The sequence below is a fragment of the Streptomyces sp. NPDC048290 genome, assembly GCF_040652095.1.
Classification (GTDB): Bacteria; Actinomycetota; Actinomycetes; order Streptomycetales; family Streptomycetaceae; genus Streptomyces.
Genome location: NZ_JBEZLM010000041.1, coordinates 1 through 19,993, shown reverse-complemented (window position 1 = coordinate 19,993; position 19,993 = coordinate 1). Strand labels below are relative to the sequence as shown.

Here is a 19,993-nt window from a genome sequence, read left to right as displayed (position 1 = left end):
GGCCCCCGACCCGGCCCCGCCCCGTCCGACGCGCGGGGCCGCGTCGCCGTCCCCTCCCCGCCACTCCCCGCCCCACCGGGCGCGGCGCCGTGTCACCCGCCCCGGCCGCCGGGAAGCCCCGTCCTCGCTGCCCCGCCGCCCTGCCGCCCGGAAGCCCGATGAGCCGACCACCCCAACCGCCCGCGCCGCCCGCCGCCACCCTCGACTCCACCCCACCCCGCCTCCTGCGCCGCGCCGCCCTCCCGCTCGCCGCCCTCGGCGTGCTGGCGCTGATCGTGACCTCGCTGTTCGTCGGCGGCTACGACATCGACGTACCCGCCCTGTTCACCGACCCCGAGGCCCGGCGGATGTTCCTGATCTCCCGCGTGCCGCGCACCCTCGCGCTGATCCTGGCCGCCGCCGCGATGGCGGTGTCCGGGGTCGTCCTGCAAATGCTGGTGCAGAACCGGTTCGTGGAGCCGACCACCACCGGCACCAGCGAGTGGGCGTCCCTGGGTGTGCTGCTGCTGACCCTGCTGGCACCGGCCGCTCCGCCCCTGGTGAAGATGGGCGCCGCCAGCGCCTTCGCCTTCGCCGGGGCCGTCGTCTTCCTGTTGGTGCTCGGCCGGATCGCGCTGAAGTCGCAGGTCGTCGTGCCGATCGTGGGCATCATGCTGGGCGCGCTGGTGAGCGCGGTGACCCTGTACATCGCCTCCTCCACCAACCTCCTCCAGATGCTGGCCACCTGGCGCTCGGGCGGCTTCAGCTCCGTGGTGCGCGGCGCCTACGAACCGCTGTGGGTGGTGGGCGCCATCGTGGTCGGCCTGTATGTGGCGGCCGACCGGTTCACCATCGCCGGGCTCGGCCGGGACACCGCCGTCAGCCTCGGACTGCCGTACCGGCGCATCCTGTTCACCGGGCTCACCATGGTCGCGCTGGCCACCGGTGTGACCACGGTCGTCGTCGGGTTCATCCCGTTTCTCGGGCTGATCGTGCCGAATCTGGTGTCCATGGTCCGTGGTGACGACGTCCGCACGAATCTGCCGTGGGTGGTGCTGTGCGCGGTCGCCCTGATGATCGTCTGCGATCTGGTCGGCCGGGTCGTCGTCTATCCGCTGGAGATCCCGGCGACGGTGGTGCTCGGCGCGGTGGGCGCGGTGGTGTTCGTCGTGATCATCCTGCGTCAGCGGGGGAGGGCGCATGTCTGACACATCCGAGGTGTCCGAGATGTCGAAGTGTCGGCGCCCGCTCCCCGCGCCGGCCGCCCCGCCGCACCCGACCCGCCGCGTCCTGCCCGCCCCCGTGCGCCTGCTCCTCGCGGCCGGCCTCGCCACCGCCTCCGTCGCCGCCTTCCTCCTCCTGTTCGTCGAGGGCTCGTTCGCGTTCGCCTTCGAGCGGCGGCTGACCATGTTCGGCACCATGGCCGTGGTGGCGTTCGCGCAGGCCGTGGCGACGGTCGTGTTCCAGACCATCACTCACAACCGGCTGCTCACCCCGTCGATCATGGGTTTCGACGCCGTCTATGTGCTGATGCAGACCTTGCTGGTCGCCGTGTTCGGCGGCAGTGTCCTCGCCGTCACCGACGGGACGCCGAAGCTCATCACCCAGACGCTGCTGATGGTCGGCTTCACGGTGCTGCTGTTCGGCTGGCTGTTCTCCGGCCGCCAGGGCAGCCTGCATGTCCTGCTGTTGGTCGGGGTGGTGCTGGGGCTCGCCTTCCGGGGGCTCTCGGACTTCCTCCAGCGGCTGCTGTCACCCGCCGAGTTCGATGTCCTGTCGGCCCGGCTGTTCGGACGGCTCAGCAGCGCCGAGGCCGGGCATCTGCCGCTGGCCGGGGCGGTGTGCCTGGTGATCGGCGCGCTGATCTGGCACCGCCGCCACCGGCTGGACACCCTGCTGCTGGGCCGGGACACCGCGACCGGCCTGGGCATCGCCCACAAGCGCGAACTGCTGCTCCTGCTGCTGCTGATCTCCGTACTGATCGCGCTGTCCACCGCGCTCGCGGGCCCCATGACCTTCTTCGGCTTCGTCACCGCGATGCTCGCCTACCAGCTCGCGGGCACCCACCGGCACGCGGTGGTCCTCCCGATGGCGTTCCTCATCGGCCTGATCACCCTGGCGGGCGGCCAGTTCCTGATGGAGCACGTCTTCTACGCCTCCGGGATGCTCACCGTCGTCATCGAGTTCCTCGGCGGGGCGGTCTTCCTCGTCCATCTCCTCCGGAAGGGCACCCTGTGATCGAGTTCACCGACGTGGTCAAGCGCTACGGCGACCACACCGTGCTCGGCCCGGTCTCCGGCCGGATCCCGGCGGGCGGGGTCACCTCGCTCGTCGGCCCCAACGGCGCCGGGAAGTCCACCCTGCTCACCATCATGGGGCGGCTCGCCGAGCCGACCTCGGGCACGGTCACCGTGGACGGGCTCGACATCCACCGGGCCAGGTCCCCCGAGGTGGCCCGCACCCTGTCCATCCTCCGCCAGGAGAACCACTTCACCGCCCGGGTCACGGTCCGTGAGCTGGTCTCCTTCGGCCGCTTCCCGCACAGCCGGGGACGGCTCACCCCCGCGTGTGTGGCCCAGGTGGACGACGCCCTCGACTTCCTCCACCTCGGCGACCTCCAGTACCGCCACCTCGACCAGCTCTCCGGCGGCCAGCGCCAGCGCGCCTATGTCGCGATGGTGCTGGCCCAGGACACCCGGTACGTCCTGCTGGACGAACCCCTCAACAACCTGGACATGAAGCACTCCGTGCGGATGATGGGCCAGTTGCGCCGGGCCGCCGACGAACTCGGCAAGACCGTCGTCCTGATCGTCCATGACATCAACTTCGCCGCCGCCTACTCCGACCATGTCATCGCCCTGCGCGACGGCCGGATGGCGGCCAGTGGCCCGGTCGGCGCGATGATGGACGCGGAGGTGCTCACCGGGGTGTTCGACACCCCCGTCCAGATCCACGAGATCGACGGCAGGCGGACGGCGGTGTACTACCAGTGAGCCCCCGGGCTCAGCTCGGGTCGGGCAGTTCCTCCGTGCCGTAGCGCTCCATCAGCTCGGTCGGCGGTACCGCGAGGCTGAGGTCGCGTACGGGCGGGGCGACGCCCGGTTCGGCGGGGATGGCTCCGGAGAGGAGGAGTTCCTCTATTCCGCCGGGGAGGAAGAAGAAGACCATCTTGACGGCGTGCAGCCCACGGTTGCGGAAGCGGTGCCGGGTGCCGCGCGGGACGAAGAAGAAGCCGCCCGGACCGGCGGTCACCGTCTCGTCCCCGTTCAGGAACTCCAGCTCCCCGGAGATCACATAGAACGCCTCGTCGTGATCGTTGTGGACATGCGGTGCGGGCCCGCCGTCCGGCGGCACCGTCGCCTCCAGGAACGTCAGCGATCCATTGGTCTCCCGCGCCCCCGCCTTGAGGGTGTAGGTGTCGGCGAACACCCAGGAGGTCTCCCCCTCACCGGCCGGCACATAGACCGCGCTTCTCTTGGTGTACCGGGGATCGGTCGTGTACGGATCGATCAGGCTCATGGCTCTCCTCGTCACTGAGCAGCAGTATCCTAACGATCATTAAGAAACTATTCCGGTCCCCTGAAGCGCTGTCAACTCCCGGCTGGGTAGGCTGCGGAGGCCGGATGTGAGCAGGAGAAACAAGCAGGAGCAACGGACAGGAGAGGGGAGGGGTCCCATGCCCGGTGGGCGACCACGCGGCTACGACCCCGAGGTGGCACTGGAGGCAGCCATGCTGACCTTCTGGACCCAGGGCTACGAGGGCACCGCCCTGTCCGACCTCACCCGGGCGATGGGGATGAGCGCCCCCAGCGTCTATGCCGCGTTCGGCGACAAGGAGAGCCTCTTCAAGAAGGCCATCGCCCGCTACATGGCGGGCCCCGGCGCCTACCTGGGCACCGCCCTGGAGCAGCCCACGGCCTGGGGGCTGGCGAGCACCTTCCTGCACTCCGCCGTCGAGGCGGTCGCCGGGGAACACACCCCGCCCGGCTGTCTGATCGTGCACAGCGCCCTCGCGGTGAACCCCCGCTCGGCCACGGTCCAGGACCATCTGAGCGGGCTGCGGGAGACCGGGGTCACCACGATCGCCGACCGGCTCCGCTCCTACTCCGGCACGGCCGGACTGCCGCCCGACACCGACCCGGTGGCCCTGGCCCGCCTCCTGGTCACCCTCGTCCAGGGCCTGGCGGTCCAGGCCGCTTCAGGCGTCCCGCGCGACCAACTCCACACGGTCGCCGACCAGTTGCTGACCTGCTGGCCGGGACGGGAGGACTGAGCACGGGCGGGACGGGGGAGTGAGGACGGGCGGGACGGAGGAGTGAGCACGGGCGGGACGGAGGAGTGAGAGCGGGCGGGACGGAGGAGTGAGCACGGGCGGGACGGGGGAGTGAGGACGGGCGGCAGGCGGGACCCTCACTCGCCCGGCACCGCGAGCCACCATCCCCCCGAACACGCCCTACTCGCCCGGCACCACCAGCCCCGACTCGTACGCGAACACCACCGCCTGTGCCCGGTCCCGGAGGTCCAGCTTGGTCAGGACGCGGCTCACATGGGTCTTCACCGTCTGCTCGGCCAGCACCAGGTCCCCCGCGATCTCCGTGTTGGACCGGCCCCGCGCCACCAGGGTCAGCACCTCGGTCTCCCGGTCCGTCAGCGCCTTGAGGCGCAACTCCGGTCCGCGCCGGGCGGCGGGCCGCTGACGGGCGAAGTCCGCGATCAGGCGGCGCGTCACGGACGGCGCCAGCAGCGCGTCACCCGACGCCACCACCCGTACCGCCGCGATGAGATCGTCCGGCGGAGCGTCCTTCAGCAGGAAGCCGCTCGCGCCCGCCCGCAGCGCCTCATAGACATAGTCGTCGATGTCGAACGTGGTGAGCATCAGCACCCGGGGCCGGTGGGTCACGCCCGGCGGGGGATCGAGGAGCAGCCGCGCCGCCTCCAGACCGTCCATCTCGGGCATCCGGACGTCCATCAGCACCACATCGGGACGGACCCGCCGGCTCAGCTCGACCCCCCTCAGCCCGTCCGGCGCCTCACCCACCACGTCGATATCGCTCTGGGCGGCCAGCAGCGCGGCGAAACCCGCCCGCACCATGGCCTGGTCGTCGACGATGATGACGCGCGTCGTCACGTGAAGTCCCCTTCGCTCAGCGGCAGCCGGGCGGCCACCCGGAACCCGCCCTCCGGCAGCGGCCCCGCGTCCAGCGCGCCGCCGACCAGCCGCACCCGCTCCCGCATCCCGACCAGTCCGTGCCCGGTGCCGCCCGTCTCGAACGGCGCGGCGGGCTGCTCCGGCGGCGGACCGTTGACGACCAGGACGTCGAGCCGTGCCCCGTCCCCCTCGGTCACCGTCACCGACACCCGCGTCGCGGCACCCGGCGCGTGCCGCACCACATTGGCGAGCGCCTCCTGGACGATACGGTACGCGGACAGCCCCACCGCCTCGGGCACCTCGGCGTCGCACGGCGTGAAGTCCACCGGCACCCCCGCCCGTACCGTCGCCTCCACCAACTGCCCGAGCCGGGTCAGCCCCGGCTGCGGCGCCAACTCACCATGCGGTGTCTCCTCGTTGCGCAGCACACCGAGCAGCCGCCGCATCTCGCCGAGCGACTCCCGCGCGGTCGCCGCGATCGAGGTGAACTCCTGCCGCACCTCCGGCGCAAGACCCTCGAGCCGGTACGCGGCGGTGTCCGCCTGCACCGTGATCACGGACATGTGGTGCGCCACCACATCGTGCAGCTCGCGCGCGATCCGGGCCCGCTCCTCCAGCAGCGTCCGCCGCCCCCGCTCGGCCTCGCTGATGGTCTCCTGCTCGGCCAGCCGCCGCTGCGCCTCGTACCGCTCGCGCAGCGCGCCGCCCAGGACCAGCGCGACCCCGCCGAGGACGGTCATCAGGATGCCGCTGCCGCTGGTGCCGCCGGGCGCGGCGAAGGACAGGGCGAGGCTCACGCCCGCCGTCGTCAGCCACACCACCAGCAGCCTCAGGCGCGGCTCGCGCAGCCCGAGAGCCAGACACAGCCCGACGTACCCGACGACCGCGGTGGGCGGATACGGCCACACCACCCCCGCCGGGAGATCGACGGTGAGCATCGCGAGCGCCCCGGCCACATCCGCCGCGAGGATCACGTACCAGGCGTGCAGCGGGCGGACGACGGCGAGCAGCAGCGGGACCGTCTGGGCGACGGCCAGCCCGCTCGCGAGCCCCCCGTCGAGTCCGGCGTCGACGGCGAGGACATGGATCGTGGTGGGCAGCAGCGCCGCGCACAGCACGACCGCCACGACCCACGGCACCATCCGCACCCACCGCCGCGAAGCCCCGGCGAGCAGCGCCCTCGGGGGCTCCTCCTGACGTGAGATCATGCGCCCCAGCGTAGGTCCGGCCGGACGGGACCGAGGGCGGACGACGCCCATCTCTCCGGCGTCCGGTGGCGGAAGCCGGTGGTGGCGGACGGTCTCCTCCTGTCCCTCCTGTCCCTCCTGTCCGGCGTCCGGCGGCCGGAACTGGGGCTGGTGGCCGGTCTCCCCCCGCCCGGCGCGCGGCAGCCGGAGCCGGTGGACGACGCTCACGCGCCCGGCCCGCAGCAGCCGGAGCCGGTGGACGACGCTCACGCGCCCGGCGCGCGGCAGCCGGAGCCGCTGCCCGTCCCGTTGGGCCGTGTCCCCCCGCCCGGCGCGCGACAGCCAGGGCCGCCGCCGGTGGACGCCCCTCACGCGGCCAGCGCGAAGTACGCGAAGCCCGCCGCCAGGACCCCCGCCAGCGTCCGGCGCGCCGGACCGGTGCCGTCCCACGGCGTCTCCAGCCGCCGGGCGAACCGCGCGATCGTCACCAGCAGCACCGCGAACACCGGCATCCAGGCCAGCCGCGCCAGAATCCAGCCCACCGTCTCCGGCGCGGTGGTCAGACCCGGCAGCTGCCCGGCGAACGCGGCGGGGACCGCCGCCGCCAGCATCGCCGTCTGGTGCCAGCACAGGATCGTCATCGCCGACAGATTGACGATCACCACCGGCGCCCACAGCGCGGGCCGCCGCAGCAGCCGCGCCAGCCGGTCCCGCACCAGCACGGCCACCCCCGACTGGGCCGCCGCCAGCGCCAGCACCAGCAGCGACGGCGGGTGGGAGTTGGTCCGGGCCTCGCCGGGCACGCCCACCATCGACGCCGGGTAGTGGAACACCAGCAGCAGCACGGCGAACAGGGCCGCGCCGCCCGCGCACAGCGCCCACGCCGCACGCCGGTCCACCTTCCGGTCCGCCCAGGACACGCCCAGCTGATAGGCGAACATCCAGCCCGGCAGCAGATTGAGCAGACTCAGCCAGGACGGCATGGCGTCCGCGTACGGCCCGTACCGCAGCAGGTCGACCACCGCGACCGTGCCCAGCAGCGGGGCCGCCGCCCACACCCCGAGCCGCCGCGAGGCACGGACGCAGTACGGCGTCAGCGCCGTGATCACGGCGTACACCCCGACGAACCACAACGGCTGGACGACCAGCGTCGACGCGGTGTGCAGCGTGGCCGTCGGCACACCGAGCCCGTAGTGCAGCAGCGGCAGCAGCAGCGCCCAGACGGCGGTGACCCCGAGCACCGGCCGCCCCAGCCGGACCAGCCGCCCGGCGACCCACTCCCGCGCCGATCCCTTGCGGCGCCCGTAGGAGAGGTACGAGGAGTAGCCGCCGACCAGGAAGAAGATGCCCAGCATCTGGAGCACCCAGCTGACCGGCGCGAGCGAGCCGAAGGTGCCCAGCGGGCTGGCGTTGTGCAGTCCGCTGCCGGAATCCAGGGTGAAGCCGCCGAGCAGCCAGTGACCGGTCGGCACCGCGAGCAGCGCCAGCGCGCGCAGCCCGTCGATGGCACGGTCGCGGTGGGCGGGGGTACGGGCGTCGATCCGGGCGCTGAGCGCGGTGAGCGCGGTGAGCGCGCCGAGCGGGGTGCGTGCGGTCCGGGTGCGGACCTGGGCCGGGGCGCTCATCACAGGGCTCCGTCGGCGATGGCCGCGAACGCGGTGAGGGTGGCGGTGCCGGGGCGGAAGTAGGCGTCGTGCGCCGGGACGTCGGCCGCGGACAGCACGGTCGCGCCGAACCCGGGCGAGGTGGGGTCGGCCCCGTGGCCGAGCCCGAACAGCTCCACATGAGGTACCCGGCCGATCCAGTCGTCCGGGGACTTCGCCGCCCACACATGGGCGTCGGTCCCGAGCGCGCCGGTGTCGTCGGCGCGCATCCCGGGCGAGCCCATCACCACGATGTCCCGGGCGTCGGCGGTGGACGCGGCGAGACCGCACACCACCGAGCCGTAGCTGTGGCAGAACAGCGCGGGATCGGGCAGCCCGACCGCGTCCAGACCCCGGGTGAACCGGGCCAGGCGCCCGGCACCGGCCTCGGCGAGCCGGCCCGTCGCCAGGTCGGGGCCGATACCGGAGGGCGTGGTGTAGCCGACCCAGGCGATGACGGCCGTGTCGTCGCCCGCCGCGGCCTGGAGATCGGCGGCCCACCGCGCGATCCGCCCGGAGGTGGAGACGTCGATGTCCGAGCCGGGGACGATCACCGCCACCCGCGTGGCCGTCTCCAGGTCGCCCACCACCCGCGCGATCAGCCCCCGGCCGCGCGGATCGTACGCCAGTACCTGGTGGCCCGCGGGCGCGTTGGCCGCGTACCGCAGCCGTACGGGGGCGCCGTCGAGGTTGCCCACCACGGTGGGGTGCTCCTCGACGAGCCGCTGCCGCTGGGCGTCGGTCAGCCCGGCGAAGAAGGCCGCCACCTCGGACGGTGTGGCCGTGGCGGGGTCCGGCAGCGGGACGCCCAGCGTGTCGTCCGCCCGCCAGGCGGCGGTGCCGGGCGGCGGACCGTCCAGCGGGCGCACCGCGCCGGCCGTGGCGGCGCCCACCGTGCTGCCCACCAGCAGCGCGGTCAGTACCGCGGTGGTCAAGGTCTTCCTCAAGCGGCGCATCCGTGCCGTCCCCCTCCGTCTCGCCCGTGGTGGCGGGGAGCAAGGTAGGAAGACGGTCACACCCGGGACGACATACCGGGGAGCCAAGTCGCGGGTAGTACCGGGGTAGGGGGTGGTCTACGGGCCACCCCCACCGGGCGGTGGGGCTACCCCCACCGAGCAGCGGGACCACCCCCACCGGGCAGTGGGCTACCCGTACCCCTCCCGTAGCCCTCCCGTACCCCTCCCGCAGGTCGGGCGGTCCGCGCCGCCCGCCCGGCAGCGCCTCCAGGCGGCCCACCCCCGCGCGGGCTCACCAGTAGCCCCCCTCCCCCTCCGGTAGCCGTACGACCGCGCACCCCGCCTGCGACTCGCCGAACCCCCAGCCCGCGACCACGGAACAGCCCACCGCCGTCACGAGATCGGCCCACGGCCAGCGCCCGCCGCCGTACCGGAACCCGCCCTCGGACCGCGCGTCCGCCTGCGCGAGGTGCAGCATCCGCAGATGGTCCCGCAGCCCGGGGTGCGCGACCGCGCCCAGCCGCTCCTCCCAGCCCGCCTCGGCGGAACGCGCCCGGCTCATGTCCCCGACCGCGACCAGATGCCCAGGACCGCGCCCGGTGAACGTCGCGGCCCGCAGCGCGCTGTCGAGGCCGCCGTCCGTGGCCACCCGCAGCAGCACCGTCAGCCAGCAGTTCAGCTTCTTGGCCTCACCGTCCGTCAGATCGACCCCATGACGGCCCAGCAGCGGTCCCAGCTCCGCCCCGCGCACCAGCAGCTCATCCGACTCACCGGCTGTGGCCACGGCCCGCAGGTCGGCCACGAAGGCGTCTCCGAACGGCCGCGCCCCCTTGTGCCCGTCCTCGCCCCACGGCCCCGTCCGGTCAAGGAGCATGGCGTCGAAGACGAACAGCGACCCGCCCAGGTCGAACCGCCACGCCCAGGGCGAGAAGGACAGGCCGCCCCCGTCCTCGTCCGGCAACTCCACCGGCTCCCGCCCCACGAGACCGTCGGGCGTGGCCCAGGGACGGGGGAAAAGGAACTCGTCGAACGAGTCCGAGGCGTAGTACACCCCGTACCGGGCGGCGGCCGGACCGGTGCCGCCGATCGGCTCCCCGTCCAGCGCCTCCCCGTCCAGCGGCTCCCCGTCCAGCGCCTCCCCGTCCAGCAGTACCCCGAAGGCGCTGTTCAGCGCCGCGTCCCAGCCGCCGGGGGCAGCCTCAGGAGCCGTCTCGGGCACCATGATGAGCACTCCTCCACCATCGTCGCGCGCCCCCCTCGGAACGTCAGGGGCTTGTCGTGCGCAGCACCCTAGAGGCACCCACTGACACGGACGACGACCGCGTGCGCCACCGGAGCCGGGGAACCGGACGGGAGGGGCGAAAGATAGCCTGCACGGACTCCGCCACCCCACCCGACTGACTCGACCGACTCGACTGCGAGGGACCCCGTGTTCACCACCCGCCCCACCCTCCAGGGCACCTTCGGCATGGTGTCCAGCACCCACTGGCTGGCCTCGCAGACGGCGATGGCCGTGCTGGAGGACGGCGGCAACGCGTACGACGCGGCGGTGGCGGGCGCGTTCGTCCTGCATGTGGTCGAGCCCCATCTGAACGGTCCCGCGGGCGAGGTACCGATCCTGCTCGCCCCGGCCGGCGGCGAGGTACGGGTGCTGTGCGGACAGGGCGTCGCCCCCGCCGGAGCCTCTGCCGCTCACTACCGCGCGCTCGGCCTCGGCCTCGTCCCCGGCACGGGCCCGCTCGCCGCCGCGATCCCCGGCGCCTTCGACGCCTGGCTGCTCCTGCTGCGCGACCACGGCACCCGCACCCTCCCCGACGTCCTCAAGTACGCCATCGGCTACGCCGAGGACGGACACCCGCCGGTCGACAACCTCGGCGCGACCGTGGAATCGGTCCGGGAACTCTTCGAGACCGAGTGGACCTCCTCCGCCGAGGTCTATCTCCCGGACGGCCGGGCACCGCGCCCCGGTGAGCTGTTCCGCAACCCCGCCCTCGCGGCCACCTGGCGGCGCCTCCTCGCCGAGACCGAGGGCGCGGGCGACCGGGAGGCCCGGATCGAGGCCGCCCGCGAGATCTGGCGCACCGGCTTCATCGCCGAAGCCCTGGTACGGCAGTCCGCCCGCCCCACCCTGGACACCAGCGGCGCGCACCACACGGGCACCCTCACCGCCGCCGACCTCGCGGGCTGGTCCGCGCACTACGAGACACCGGTCACCTACGACTGGAACGGCTGGACCCTGTGCAAGGCGGGCCCCTGGAGCCAGGGCCCGGCCCTGCTCCAGCAACTCGCCCTGCTGCCCCCCGAGGTGCCCGAGTACGGCTCCGCCGACTACGTCCATCTCCTGGTCGAGGGCGCCAAACTCGCCTTCGCCGACCGCGAGGCGTGGTACGGCGACGCGACCGGGGTCCCGGTCGCCGCGCTGCTGTCCGGGGAGTACAACGCGCGACGGCGGGCCCTGGTCGGCGACCTGGCGTCGTACGAGCTGCGGCCCGGCAGCCCCGACGGACGCGCGCCCCGGCTGAGCGCGGCGGGCGGCACCGGGACGTCACCGGAGGGCGTCAACCCGATGGGGGCGGGGGAGCCGACCGTCGGCACGGCGACCGGGGGCCGCGCCGGTGAGCCCGCCGTCGCCCGCGACGGACTCACCCGGGGCGACACCTGCCACTTGGACGTCGTCGACCGCTGGGGCAACATGGTCGCCGCCACCCCCAGCGGCGGCTGGCTCCAGTCCAACCCCGTGGTGCCCGAGCTGGGCTTCCCGCTGGGCACCCGGCTCCAGATGACCTGGCTGGACGAGGGCCTGCCCAACACCCTCACGCCCGGCCGCCGCCCCCGCACCACCCTGACCCCCTCGCTCGCCCTGCGCGACGGCGTCCCGGTGCTGGCCTTCGGCACGCCCGGCGGCGACCAGCAGGACCAGTGGCAGCTGCACTTCTTCCTCGCCGTCGCGCTGCGCGCCCCGGTCCGCGGCGGACTCGACCTCCAGGGCGCCGTCGACGCCCCGAACTGGCACACCGACGCCTTCCCCAGCTCCTTCTACCCACGCGGCACCCGCCCCGGCAGCCTCACCGTGGAGTCCCGGATGCCGGACGAGGTCGTCGCGGAGCTGCGCCGCCGGGGCCACCGGGTGGCGGTGGGCCCCGCCTGGTCGGAGGGCCGCCTGTGCGCGGTGGCCCGGGACCCGCGCACAGGAGTGCTCTCGGCGGCGGCCAACCCGAGGGGGATGCAGGGATACGCGGTGGGACGCTGAGCACCCACGCAACCGATATGCACCTTTCTTACCAATAACCCGATTCCATGCGTTCATCCGGATTCCACCGGGTGTACGGAAACCGGGCGGGGATTGTCAGTGGCGCGTGTTCTCATGGAGGCATGAACGACATTCCGGAAACCATCGACGAGTTTCTCGCACGGCACGCCGACGACGTGGCCGACGCGGTCCGCAAGGCCGCCGCGGCCGAGATCCTCCCCCGCTTCCGCAGGCTCGCCGACCACGAGGTCGACCAGAAGAGCGGCCCGCACGACCTGGTGACGGACGCCGACCGCAACGCGGAGCTGTTCCTCACCCAGGCCCTCGGCGACCTCCTCCCCGGCTCGGTGGTGGTCGGCGAGGAGGCGGTCCACGCCGACCCCGCCTCCTACGAGGCGATACGCGCCGACGCCCCGGTGTGGATCGTCGACCCGGTCGACGGCACCCGCCAGTTCGTCCACGGCGACGACGGCTTCTGCTCCCTGGTCGCCCTGGCCCACCGCGGAGCGCTGCTCGCCTCCTGGACCTACGCCCCGGCCCGCGACCAACTGGCCACGGCGATCCGGGGCCGGGGCGCCCGACTCAACGGTGTGCCGCTGCTCGCCGGCTCGCCCGAGCCCGGCCGCGCCCTGCGGGTCGCCACGTCCCACCCCGACTACACCACCGACGAGCAGAAGTGCGAGCTGCTGCCCCTGTGGACCGACGGAGTGGCGCCGCGCCCCTGCGGCTCCGCCGGGCTGGAGTATCTCGCCGTCGCCCGGGGCGAGTTGGACGCGGTGGCGTTCTCCTGGGAGGCCGCCTGGGACCACGCGGCCGGGCTGCTGCTGGTCGAGGAGGCGGGCGGCGCCCATCTCACCCGCGCCGGAGAGCCCTTCCACATCACCGGCGGCAACGCCCTGCCGTTCACCGCGGCCCGCGACCGCGCGACGGCGGAACGGATCGCGGCGCTGCTGAGGGGACGGAAGGCGTAGTAGCGGCACCGCCGCACGGATCGCGGCACGGCTGACCAGCCAGCGGCCCCGCGCCAGGGCCGATGGCCCCGCGCCAGGGCCGGTCGCACCGCCGAACGGGCAGCCCTACCGCCGAACGGCCAGCGGCACCGCGCCACGGCCAGCGGCACCCGCGCCACAGCCAGTCGCGCCGCCGAATGGACAGCCGTACCACCAAACGAACAGCCGTACCGCCGAAGGACAGCCGCCCCCTCCACAGATCGCGGCCGACACACCCCCCACCCCCAGCCCCACCCCACCCCTCCCGACCCCCCGCCCCCGACATATCCTGACCCAGAGTGGCCATCGGCTGACAAAGGAGTCCGAAGGTGCCGTCAATGCTCGACGCGGTCGTGGTGGGAGCGGGGCCGAACGGACTGACCGCTGCCGTGGAGCTGGCCCGCCGCGGCTTCTCCGTGGCAGTCTTCGAAGCCCAGGACACCGTGGGCGGCGGAGCCCGCACCGAGGAGCTGACCCTCCCCGGATTCCGCCACGACCCCTGTTCGGCCGCCCACCCCCTCGGTATCAACTCCCCGTCCTTCCGCGCCCTGCCCCTGGAGCGGCACGGACTGACCTGGCTCCACCCCGAGCTGCCCATGGCCCACCCCTTCCCCGACGGCAGCGCGTCCGTGCTGGCCCGCTCGGTCGCCGAGACCGCCGCCTCCTTCGGCCCGCGTGACGCGGGCGTGTACCGCAGACTGATCGCCCCGTTCCTCACCCGGTGGGACACCCTGGCGCGGGACTTCATGTCGCTGCCGTCCACCGCGCTGCCCCGCGACCCGGTCACCCTGGCCCGCTTCGGACTGGCCGGACTGCCCCCGTCCACCTGGCTGACCCGCCGCTTCCACGACGAGCGGGCCAAGACCCTCTTCGCCGGGCTCGTCGCCCACGTCATGGCCCCCCTCAACGGCTTCGCGACCGGCGCCGTCGGCCTGGTCTTCGCCCTCGCCGCGCACGCCCGGGGCTGGCCGGTGGCCCAGGGCGGCTCCCAGTCCATCTCCGACGCCCTCACCTCGTACCTCACGGAGTGCGGCGGGACGGTCCACACCGGGTTCGAGGTGAAGCGGCTGGACGATCTGCCGCCCGCCCGCGCCTATGTCTTCGACACCTCGCCCACCGCGCTGGCCCGGATCGCCGGCCTCGGCTCGTTCTACGACCGCTACCGCTACGGCCCGGGAGTCTTCAAGGTCGACTACGCGCTGGACGGCCCGGTGCCCTGGACCGCGCCCGAGGCGAGGATCGCCGGAACGGTGCAGATCGGCGGGGACGCCGCCGAGATCGGCACCGCGCTGCGGGCCGTCGCCCGCGAGGGCCGGGCACCCGACCGCCCGTTCCTGATCACCGTGCAGCCCGGCGTCGTCGACCCCACCCGCGCCCCCGACGGCAAACAGGTCTTCTGGGCGTACGGCCATGTGCCGAACGGCTACACCGGCGACCTCACCGACGCCATCGAACGCCAACTGGAGCGGTTCGCCCCCGGCTTCCGTGACCGCGTCCTGGCCCGCGCCACGGCGGGACCCCCCGAACTCGCCGCCCGTAACGCCAACTACGTCGGCGGGGACATCGCCTCCGGCGCCACCTCGGGACTCCAGCTCCTGCTCCGCCCGAAGCTCACCCTGGCCCCGTACCGCACCCCGCACCCGGCCGTGTTCCTCTGCTCGTCCGCCACTCCGCCCGGCCCGGGTGTGCACGGCATGTCCGGCCACAACGCGGCGAAGGCGGTCTGGAGGAGGCTCCGCGCATGACCACACTCACCACCCTCACCCTGGTCGAGGGCGACATCACCGAACAGTCCGTCGACGCGATCGTCAACGCCGCCAACTCCTCCCTGCTCGGCGGCGGAGGCGTGGACGGCGCCATCCACCGCCGGGGCGGCCCGGCGATCCTCGCCGAGTGCCGCGCCCTGCGCGCCTCCCACTACGGCAAGGGCCTGGCCACCGGCCAGGCCGTCGCCACCACCGCCGGGGACCTGGACGCCCGATGGGTGATCCACACCGTCGGCCCCGTCCACAGCACCACCGAGGACCGCTCCGCGCTGCTCGCCTCCTGCTACCGCGAGTCCCTCCGGGTCGCCGACCAGCTCGGCGCCCGCACGGTCGCGTTCCCCGCGATCTCCACCGGGATCTTCGGCTGGCCGATGGACGACGGGGCGCGGATCGCGGTCGAGACGGTCCGCGCCATGGACACCGCCGTCACCGAGGTCAGATTCGTGGTCTTCGACGACCGGGCGTACGCCACGTTCGCCCCGTACCTCGCCTGACCGGCCACCGGGTGACCCCCAGCACCAACCAATGACCCCCATGACCCCCCAGGACCTCCCAGGAAAGGCAGGCCCCTCCATGACCTCTCCCACCGAAGAGCAGGACGACCGCTTCGACGTCGTGGTGCTCGGCGCCGGCCCCGGCGGATATGTCGCCGCCGTCCGCGCCGCCCAGCTCGGCAAGCGGGTCGCCGTGGTAGAGGAGAAGTACTGGGGCGGCGTCTGCCTCAACGTCGGCTGCATCCCCACCAAGGCCCTGCTGCGCAACGCCGAGCTGGCCCACCTGTTCACCCATGAGCAGAAGACCTTCGGCATCAAGGTCGACGGCACGGTCAGCTTCGACTACGGCGAGGCGTTCCGGCGCAGCCGCAAGGTCGCCGACGGCCGGGTCAAGGGCGTCCACTACCTGATGAAGAAGAACAAGATCACCGAGTTCGACGGCCGCGGCACCTTCCTCGACCCGCACACCCTCCAGGTCACCGACTACGAGGGCACCACCCGCACCCTCGGCTTCGACCACTGCGTCATCGCCACCGGCGCCAGCCCCAAGCTCCTCCCCGGCACCCGCCGCACCTCCCGCGTGGTCACCTTCGAGGAGCAGATCCTCGCCGAGGAACTCCCCGCGTCGGTGATCATCGCGGGCGCCGGGGCGATCGGCGTGGAGTTCGCGTATGTGCTGCACAACTACGGCGTGAAGGTCACCGTCGTCGAGTTCCTGGACCGGATGGCCCCGCTGGAGGACGCCGAGGTCTCCGCCGAACTCGCCCGCCAGTACCGCAGGCTCGGCATCGACGTCCTCACCTCCACCCGGGTCGACACCATCGACGAGTCCGGCCCCCAGGTCCGGGTCACCGTCACCGCCAAGGACGGCTCCCAGCAGATCCTGGAGGCCGACAAGGTGCTCCAGGCGATCGGCTTCCAGCCGAATGTGGAGGGCTACGGCCTGGAGCGGACCGGTGTCCGCCTCACCGAGCGCGGCGCGATCGACGTCGACGGCCACTGCCGTACGTCCGTCCCGCATCTGTACGCGATCGGCGATGTCACCGCCAAGCTGATGCTGGCGCACGCCGCCGAGTCGATGGGCGTGATCGCCGCCGAGACCCTCGCGGGCGCGGAGACCATGGAGCTGGACTACGCGATGATCCCGCGGGCCACGTTCTGCCAGCCCCAGATCGCCAGCTTCGGCTACACCGAGGCCCAGGCCCGCGAACTGGGCTACGACGTCAAGGTCGCCAAGTTCCCCTTCACCGCCAACGGCAAGGCACACGGCCTCGGCGACACCACCGGCTTCGTCAAACTGATCAGCGACGCCCGGTACGGCGAGCTGATCGGCGGCCACCTCATCGGCCCCGACGTCACCGAACTGCTCCCCGAGCTGACCCTCGCCCAGCAGTGGGACCTCACCGTCCACGAGGTCGCCCGCAATGTGCACGCCCACCCGACCCTGAGCGAGGCGGTCAAGGAGGCGGTACACGGCCTGGCAGGCCACATGATCAACATGTGACCGTCACCGCACGCGGACGTCACGGGGCCGCATGTCACCCCTTGCATGTCACCCATTCGGCCCACACCACTCGCCGCCACCGCCCGACCGGGGTCTCCTGGCCGCATGAGCCAGAACGCAGCGCAACCGGGTGGAGAGCAGCCGCAGGGCGGCCACGGCACGCCGGGTCCCTCGGACCCCCAGGGCGGCGGGTACACGGCACCGGGCTCCCCGGGGCCCCAGGCCGAGGGCACGGGGCGGCCGGACAGCGAGGTCGGCGACGCGTGGAGCGCCCGCCCACCCCGCCCCCCGTCCTCCGGCGGTGACGCCTGGGTGACCGGCGGAGTCACCTTCGCCGGTGTGCTGCTGCTGGTCAGCGGTGTGCTCGCGATACTCCAGGGCATCTCGGCGATCGCCAAGGACGATGTGTACACCCGGGTCGGCACCTACATCTACGAGATCAACCTCACCGGCTGGGGCTGGATCCACCTGGTCCTCGGCGTCCTGGTCGCCGTCACCGGCTGGGGCGTGCTCATGGGCGCCGCCTGGGCCAGGATCGCCGGTATCGTGCTGGCCTCGTTCAGCCTGATCCTCCAGTTCCTGTTCCTGCCGTACGCCCCGGTCTGGTCCCTCGTGGTGATGGCCATCGACGTCTTCGTGATCTGGGCCCTGGCCTCCCGCCAGGAATCAGCCAGCCACCCCCACCACACCCACCCAGCCCCCCACTGACTCCACCCGAGCACCCTCAGGGCCACGGGGAACCGCGTAGGGGCGCGGGGAACTGCGCGAATACCCCCCAGGGCCCCGCACCCGAATCTCAACCCTCTAGGGGCGCGGGGAACTGCGCGAAAACCCCCACCGCCCCGCACCCGAAACCCAACCCCCACCACCCCCCTCCCCACCTCGATGTCGGATTCTCGCCAGCCGCAGCCGCCCCCCGTGCCCGATCCTGGACCCATGCACAAGGGGATGCACACCGACACCGACCACTGTCTCCGAGCCGTCCGCTCCAAGGACGCCCGCTTCGACGGCTGGTTCTTCACCGCCGTCCTCACCACCCACATCTACTGCCGCCCCAGCTGCCCGGTCGCGCCACCGAAGCCCGAGAACATGGTCTTCCTGCCGAGCGCCGCCGCCTGCCAGCAGGCCGGTTTCCGCGCCTGCAAACGCTGCCGCCCCGACACCACCCCCGGCTCCCCGGAGTGGAACCAGCGCGCCGACCTCACCGCCCGCGCGATGCGGCTGATCGCCGACGGGGTGGTGGACCGCGAGGGCGTCCCCGGCCTCGCCGCCCGCCTCGGCTACAGCACCCGCCAGATCGAACGCCAGCTCCTCGCCGAACTCGGCGCCGGACCCCTCGCGCTCGCCCGCGCCCAGCGCGCCGAGACCGCCCGGCTGCTGATCGAGACCACCGAGCTGCCGATGGCGGAGCTTGCCTTCGCCGCCGGTTTCTCCTCGATCCGCACCTTCAACGACACCGTCCGCGAGGTCTTCGCCCTCGCGCCGAGCGAGCTGCGCGCCCGCCGCCCCAAGGACCGACAGGCACGGGCGGAGCCACAGGCGGCCTCCGGCGCGCTCTCCCTCCGGCTGCCGTTCCGCGCCCCCCTCAACCCCGACAACGTCTTCGGCCACCTCGCCGCCACCGCCGTACCCGGCGTCGAGGAGTGGCGGGAGGGCGCCTACCGCCGCACGCTGCGGCTGCCGTACGGGCACGGGATCGCCGCGCTGACCCCCCGCCCCGACCACATCGCCTGCCGGCTCAACCTCTCCGACCTGCGGGATCTACCGGTCGCCATCGCCCGCTGCCGTCGCCTCCTCGACCTGGACGCCGATCCGGTCGCCGTCGACGACCAACTGCGCACCGACCCACTGCTCGCGCCCCTGGTCGACAAGGCGCCGGGCCGCCGGGTGCCGCGCACGGTCGACGAGGCCGAGTTCGCGGTCCGCGCGGTGCTGGGCCAGCAGGTCTCCACGGCCGCCGCCCGCACCCACGCGGCCCGCCTGGTCACCGCCCACGGCGACCCGGTGACCGACCCCGAGGGCGGACTCACCCACCTCTTCCCGTCGACCGAGCGGCTGGCCGCCGTCGACCCCGACGCGCTCGCGATGCCCCGCACCCGCCGTACGACCTTCACCACCCTGGTCGCCCGGCTCGCCGACGGCACGCTCCGCCTCGGGGTGGAGAGCGACTGGCCCGCGACCCGGGAACAGCTCCTCGCGCTGCCCGGCTTCGGCCCCTGGACCGCCGATGTCATCGCCATGCGCGCCCTCGGCGACCCCGACGCCTTCCTCCCCACCGACCTCGGCATCCGCCGCGCCGCGGCCGGGCTCGGCCTGCCGTCGACCCCCGCCGCGCTCACCGCCCGCGCCACCGCCTGGCGCCCCTGGCGGGCGTACGCCGTCCAGTACCTGTGGGCGACGGACGACCACCCCATCAACTTCCTACCGGTATGAGCCCCCCTGCCACGCCTCTCACGCCTGTCACGACCTAGGAACGACACCATGCGCCAGCACACCGTCATCGACAGCCCGTACGACCCGCTCACCCTCGTCGCCGAGGACGGCGTGCTGTGCGGTGTCTACATGACAGACCAGCGCCACCGCCCCCCGGAGGAGAGCTTCGGCGAACGCGCGGACACCGCCCCCGCGTTCGCCCCGGCCGAGGAACAACTGGAGGCGTACTTCACGGGCGACCTGACCGACTTCGACCTCGAACTCCGCCTCGACGGGACGGACTTCCAGCGCACGGTCTGGGACCAGCTGTGCCGCATCCCGTTCGGCGAGACCCGCTCCTACGGCGATCTCGCCGACGCCCTCGGCAACCCGAAGGCGTCCCGCGCGGTGGGCCTCGCCAACGGCAAGAACCCGATCAGCATCATCGTTCCGTGCCACCGGGTCATCGGCGCCGCGGGCAGCCTCACCGGCTACGGCGGCGGCCTGGACCGCAAGCGCCGCCTCCTGGACTTCGAACGCGGCACGTCCCTCTTCTAGGGGGTGTCTGACGGATCTCCGTGGCGTCGCGACGCCCGGCACGCACTCTCGCCGCACCGGACGAAAGCCCTAGTAGCTCCGCTACGAGGGCTTCCGCCCGGCACAC

General features: G+C 73.2%; 18 protein-coding genes. 12 read left to right on the top strand and 6 right to left on the bottom strand.

The features are described from left to right. Positions 1-158: 158 nt before the first annotated feature. From AB0D49_RS39770 to AB0D49_RS39760, 3 genes are read left to right on the top strand one after another with little or no spacing between them, the layout of a single operon-like run. The gene (locus tag AB0D49_RS39770) at positions 159-1,187 is read left to right on the top strand and encodes an iron chelate uptake ABC transporter family permease subunit (RefSeq protein ID WP_362768451.1); all 1,029 of its coding nucleotides are present in this window, start codon (positions 159-161) and stop codon (positions 1,185-1,187) included. Continuing rightward, complete coding sequence (locus tag AB0D49_RS39765) at positions 1,180-2,217, top strand: iron chelate uptake ABC transporter family permease subunit (RefSeq protein ID WP_362768448.1); 1,038 nt, start codon at positions 1,180-1,182, stop codon at positions 2,215-2,217. The genes AB0D49_RS39770 and AB0D49_RS39765 overlap by 8 nt, the downstream gene beginning before the upstream one ends. After that, the gene (locus AB0D49_RS39760) at positions 2,214-2,972 is read left to right on the top strand and encodes an ATP-binding cassette domain-containing protein (RefSeq protein WP_362768445.1); all 759 of its coding nucleotides are present in this window, start codon (positions 2,214-2,216) and stop codon (positions 2,970-2,972) included. Before AB0D49_RS39765 ends, AB0D49_RS39760 begins: the two co-directional genes overlap by 4 nt. A 10-nt stretch (positions 2,973-2,982) precedes the next feature. Here AB0D49_RS39760 and AB0D49_RS39755 read toward each other — a convergent pair whose 3' ends face one another. Beyond that, complete coding sequence (locus tag AB0D49_RS39755) at positions 2,983-3,498, bottom strand: cupin domain-containing protein (RefSeq protein WP_362768442.1); 516 nt, start codon at positions 3,496-3,498, stop codon at positions 2,983-2,985. 157 nt (positions 3,499-3,655) lie between these two features. Between AB0D49_RS39755 and AB0D49_RS39750 the strand changes: the two genes are divergently transcribed. Further along, on the top strand, positions 3,656-4,252 hold the full coding sequence (locus AB0D49_RS39750) for a TetR/AcrR family transcriptional regulator (RefSeq protein WP_362768440.1): 597 nt from the start codon (positions 3,656-3,658) through the stop codon (positions 4,250-4,252). A 180-nt stretch (positions 4,253-4,432) separates the two neighbouring features. Here AB0D49_RS39750 and AB0D49_RS39745 read toward each other — a convergent pair whose 3' ends face one another. From AB0D49_RS39745 to AB0D49_RS39725, 5 genes are all read right to left on the bottom strand, one after another. Next, entirely contained in the window at positions 4,433-5,107 is a 675-nt protein-coding gene (locus tag AB0D49_RS39745) for a response regulator transcription factor (RefSeq protein ID WP_362768437.1), read from the bottom strand. Further along, positions 5,104-6,336 (bottom strand): sensor histidine kinase, encoded by a 1,233-nt coding sequence (locus tag AB0D49_RS39740; protein ID WP_362768434.1) that lies wholly within the window; start codon positions 6,334-6,336, stop codon positions 5,104-5,106. The genes AB0D49_RS39745 and AB0D49_RS39740 overlap by 4 nt, the downstream gene beginning before the upstream one ends. A 347-nt stretch (positions 6,337-6,683) precedes the next feature. Beyond that, positions 6,684-7,940 (bottom strand): acyltransferase, encoded by a 1,257-nt coding sequence (locus AB0D49_RS39735; RefSeq protein ID WP_362768431.1) that lies wholly within the window; start codon positions 7,938-7,940, stop codon positions 6,684-6,686. Further along, complete coding sequence (locus tag AB0D49_RS39730) at positions 7,940-8,914, bottom strand: alpha/beta hydrolase (protein WP_362768428.1); 975 nt, start codon at positions 8,912-8,914, stop codon at positions 7,940-7,942. The genes AB0D49_RS39735 and AB0D49_RS39730 overlap by 1 nt, the downstream gene beginning before the upstream one ends. 292 nt (positions 8,915-9,206) lie before the next feature. Then, positions 9,207-10,136 carry a hypothetical protein gene (locus AB0D49_RS39725; protein WP_362768425.1) on the bottom strand — a complete coding sequence of 310 codons (930 nt, stop codon included), beginning with the start codon at positions 10,134-10,136 and terminating at the stop codon, positions 9,207-9,209. A gap of 207 nt (positions 10,137-10,343) precedes the next feature. Here AB0D49_RS39725 and AB0D49_RS39720 point away from each other — a divergent pair, with 207 nt between their 5' ends. The 8 genes from AB0D49_RS39720 to AB0D49_RS39685 all read left to right on the top strand — a co-directional run bounded on the left by AB0D49_RS39720 (position 10,344) and on the right by AB0D49_RS39685 (position 19,887). Further along, positions 10,344-12,164 (top strand): gamma-glutamyltransferase, encoded by a 1,821-nt coding sequence (locus AB0D49_RS39720; RefSeq protein ID WP_362768422.1) that lies wholly within the window; start codon positions 10,344-10,346, stop codon positions 12,162-12,164. Between the two features lie 122 nt (positions 12,165-12,286). Then, positions 12,287-13,135, top strand: a complete 849-nt coding sequence (locus tag AB0D49_RS39715; protein WP_362768420.1) for an inositol monophosphatase family protein — start codon at positions 12,287-12,289, stop codon at positions 13,133-13,135. Positions 13,136-13,491: 356 nt separating this feature from the next. After that, positions 13,492-14,898: an NAD(P)/FAD-dependent oxidoreductase gene (locus tag AB0D49_RS39710; protein ID WP_362768545.1), complete on the top strand. Its 1,407-nt coding sequence runs from the start codon at positions 13,492-13,494 to the stop codon at positions 14,896-14,898. Beyond that, complete coding sequence (locus AB0D49_RS39705; protein WP_362768417.1) at positions 14,895-15,413, top strand: O-acetyl-ADP-ribose deacetylase; 519 nt, start codon at positions 14,895-14,897, stop codon at positions 15,411-15,413. Before AB0D49_RS39710 ends, AB0D49_RS39705 begins: the two co-directional genes overlap by 4 nt. Positions 15,414-15,492: 79 nt before the next feature. Continuing rightward, positions 15,493-16,917 carry a dihydrolipoyl dehydrogenase gene (gene lpdA, locus AB0D49_RS39700; protein ID WP_362768414.1) on the top strand — a complete coding sequence of 475 codons (1,425 nt, stop codon included), beginning with the start codon at positions 15,493-15,495 and terminating at the stop codon, positions 16,915-16,917. 105 nt (positions 16,918-17,022) lie between these two features. Continuing rightward, the gene (locus tag AB0D49_RS39695; protein ID WP_362768411.1) at positions 17,023-17,625 is read left to right on the top strand and encodes a hypothetical protein; all 603 of its coding nucleotides are present in this window, start codon (positions 17,023-17,025) and stop codon (positions 17,623-17,625) included. A gap of 228 nt (positions 17,626-17,853) precedes the next feature. Next, on the top strand, positions 17,854-19,350 hold the full coding sequence (locus AB0D49_RS39690; protein ID WP_362768408.1) for an AlkA N-terminal domain-containing protein: 1,497 nt from the start codon (positions 17,854-17,856) through the stop codon (positions 19,348-19,350). A gap of 48 nt (positions 19,351-19,398) precedes the next feature. After that, positions 19,399-19,887, top strand: coding sequence for a methylated-DNA--[protein]-cysteine S-methyltransferase (locus AB0D49_RS39685; protein WP_362768405.1), 489 nt, complete (start codon positions 19,399-19,401; stop codon positions 19,885-19,887). Positions 19,888-19,993 lie beyond the last annotated feature (106 nt).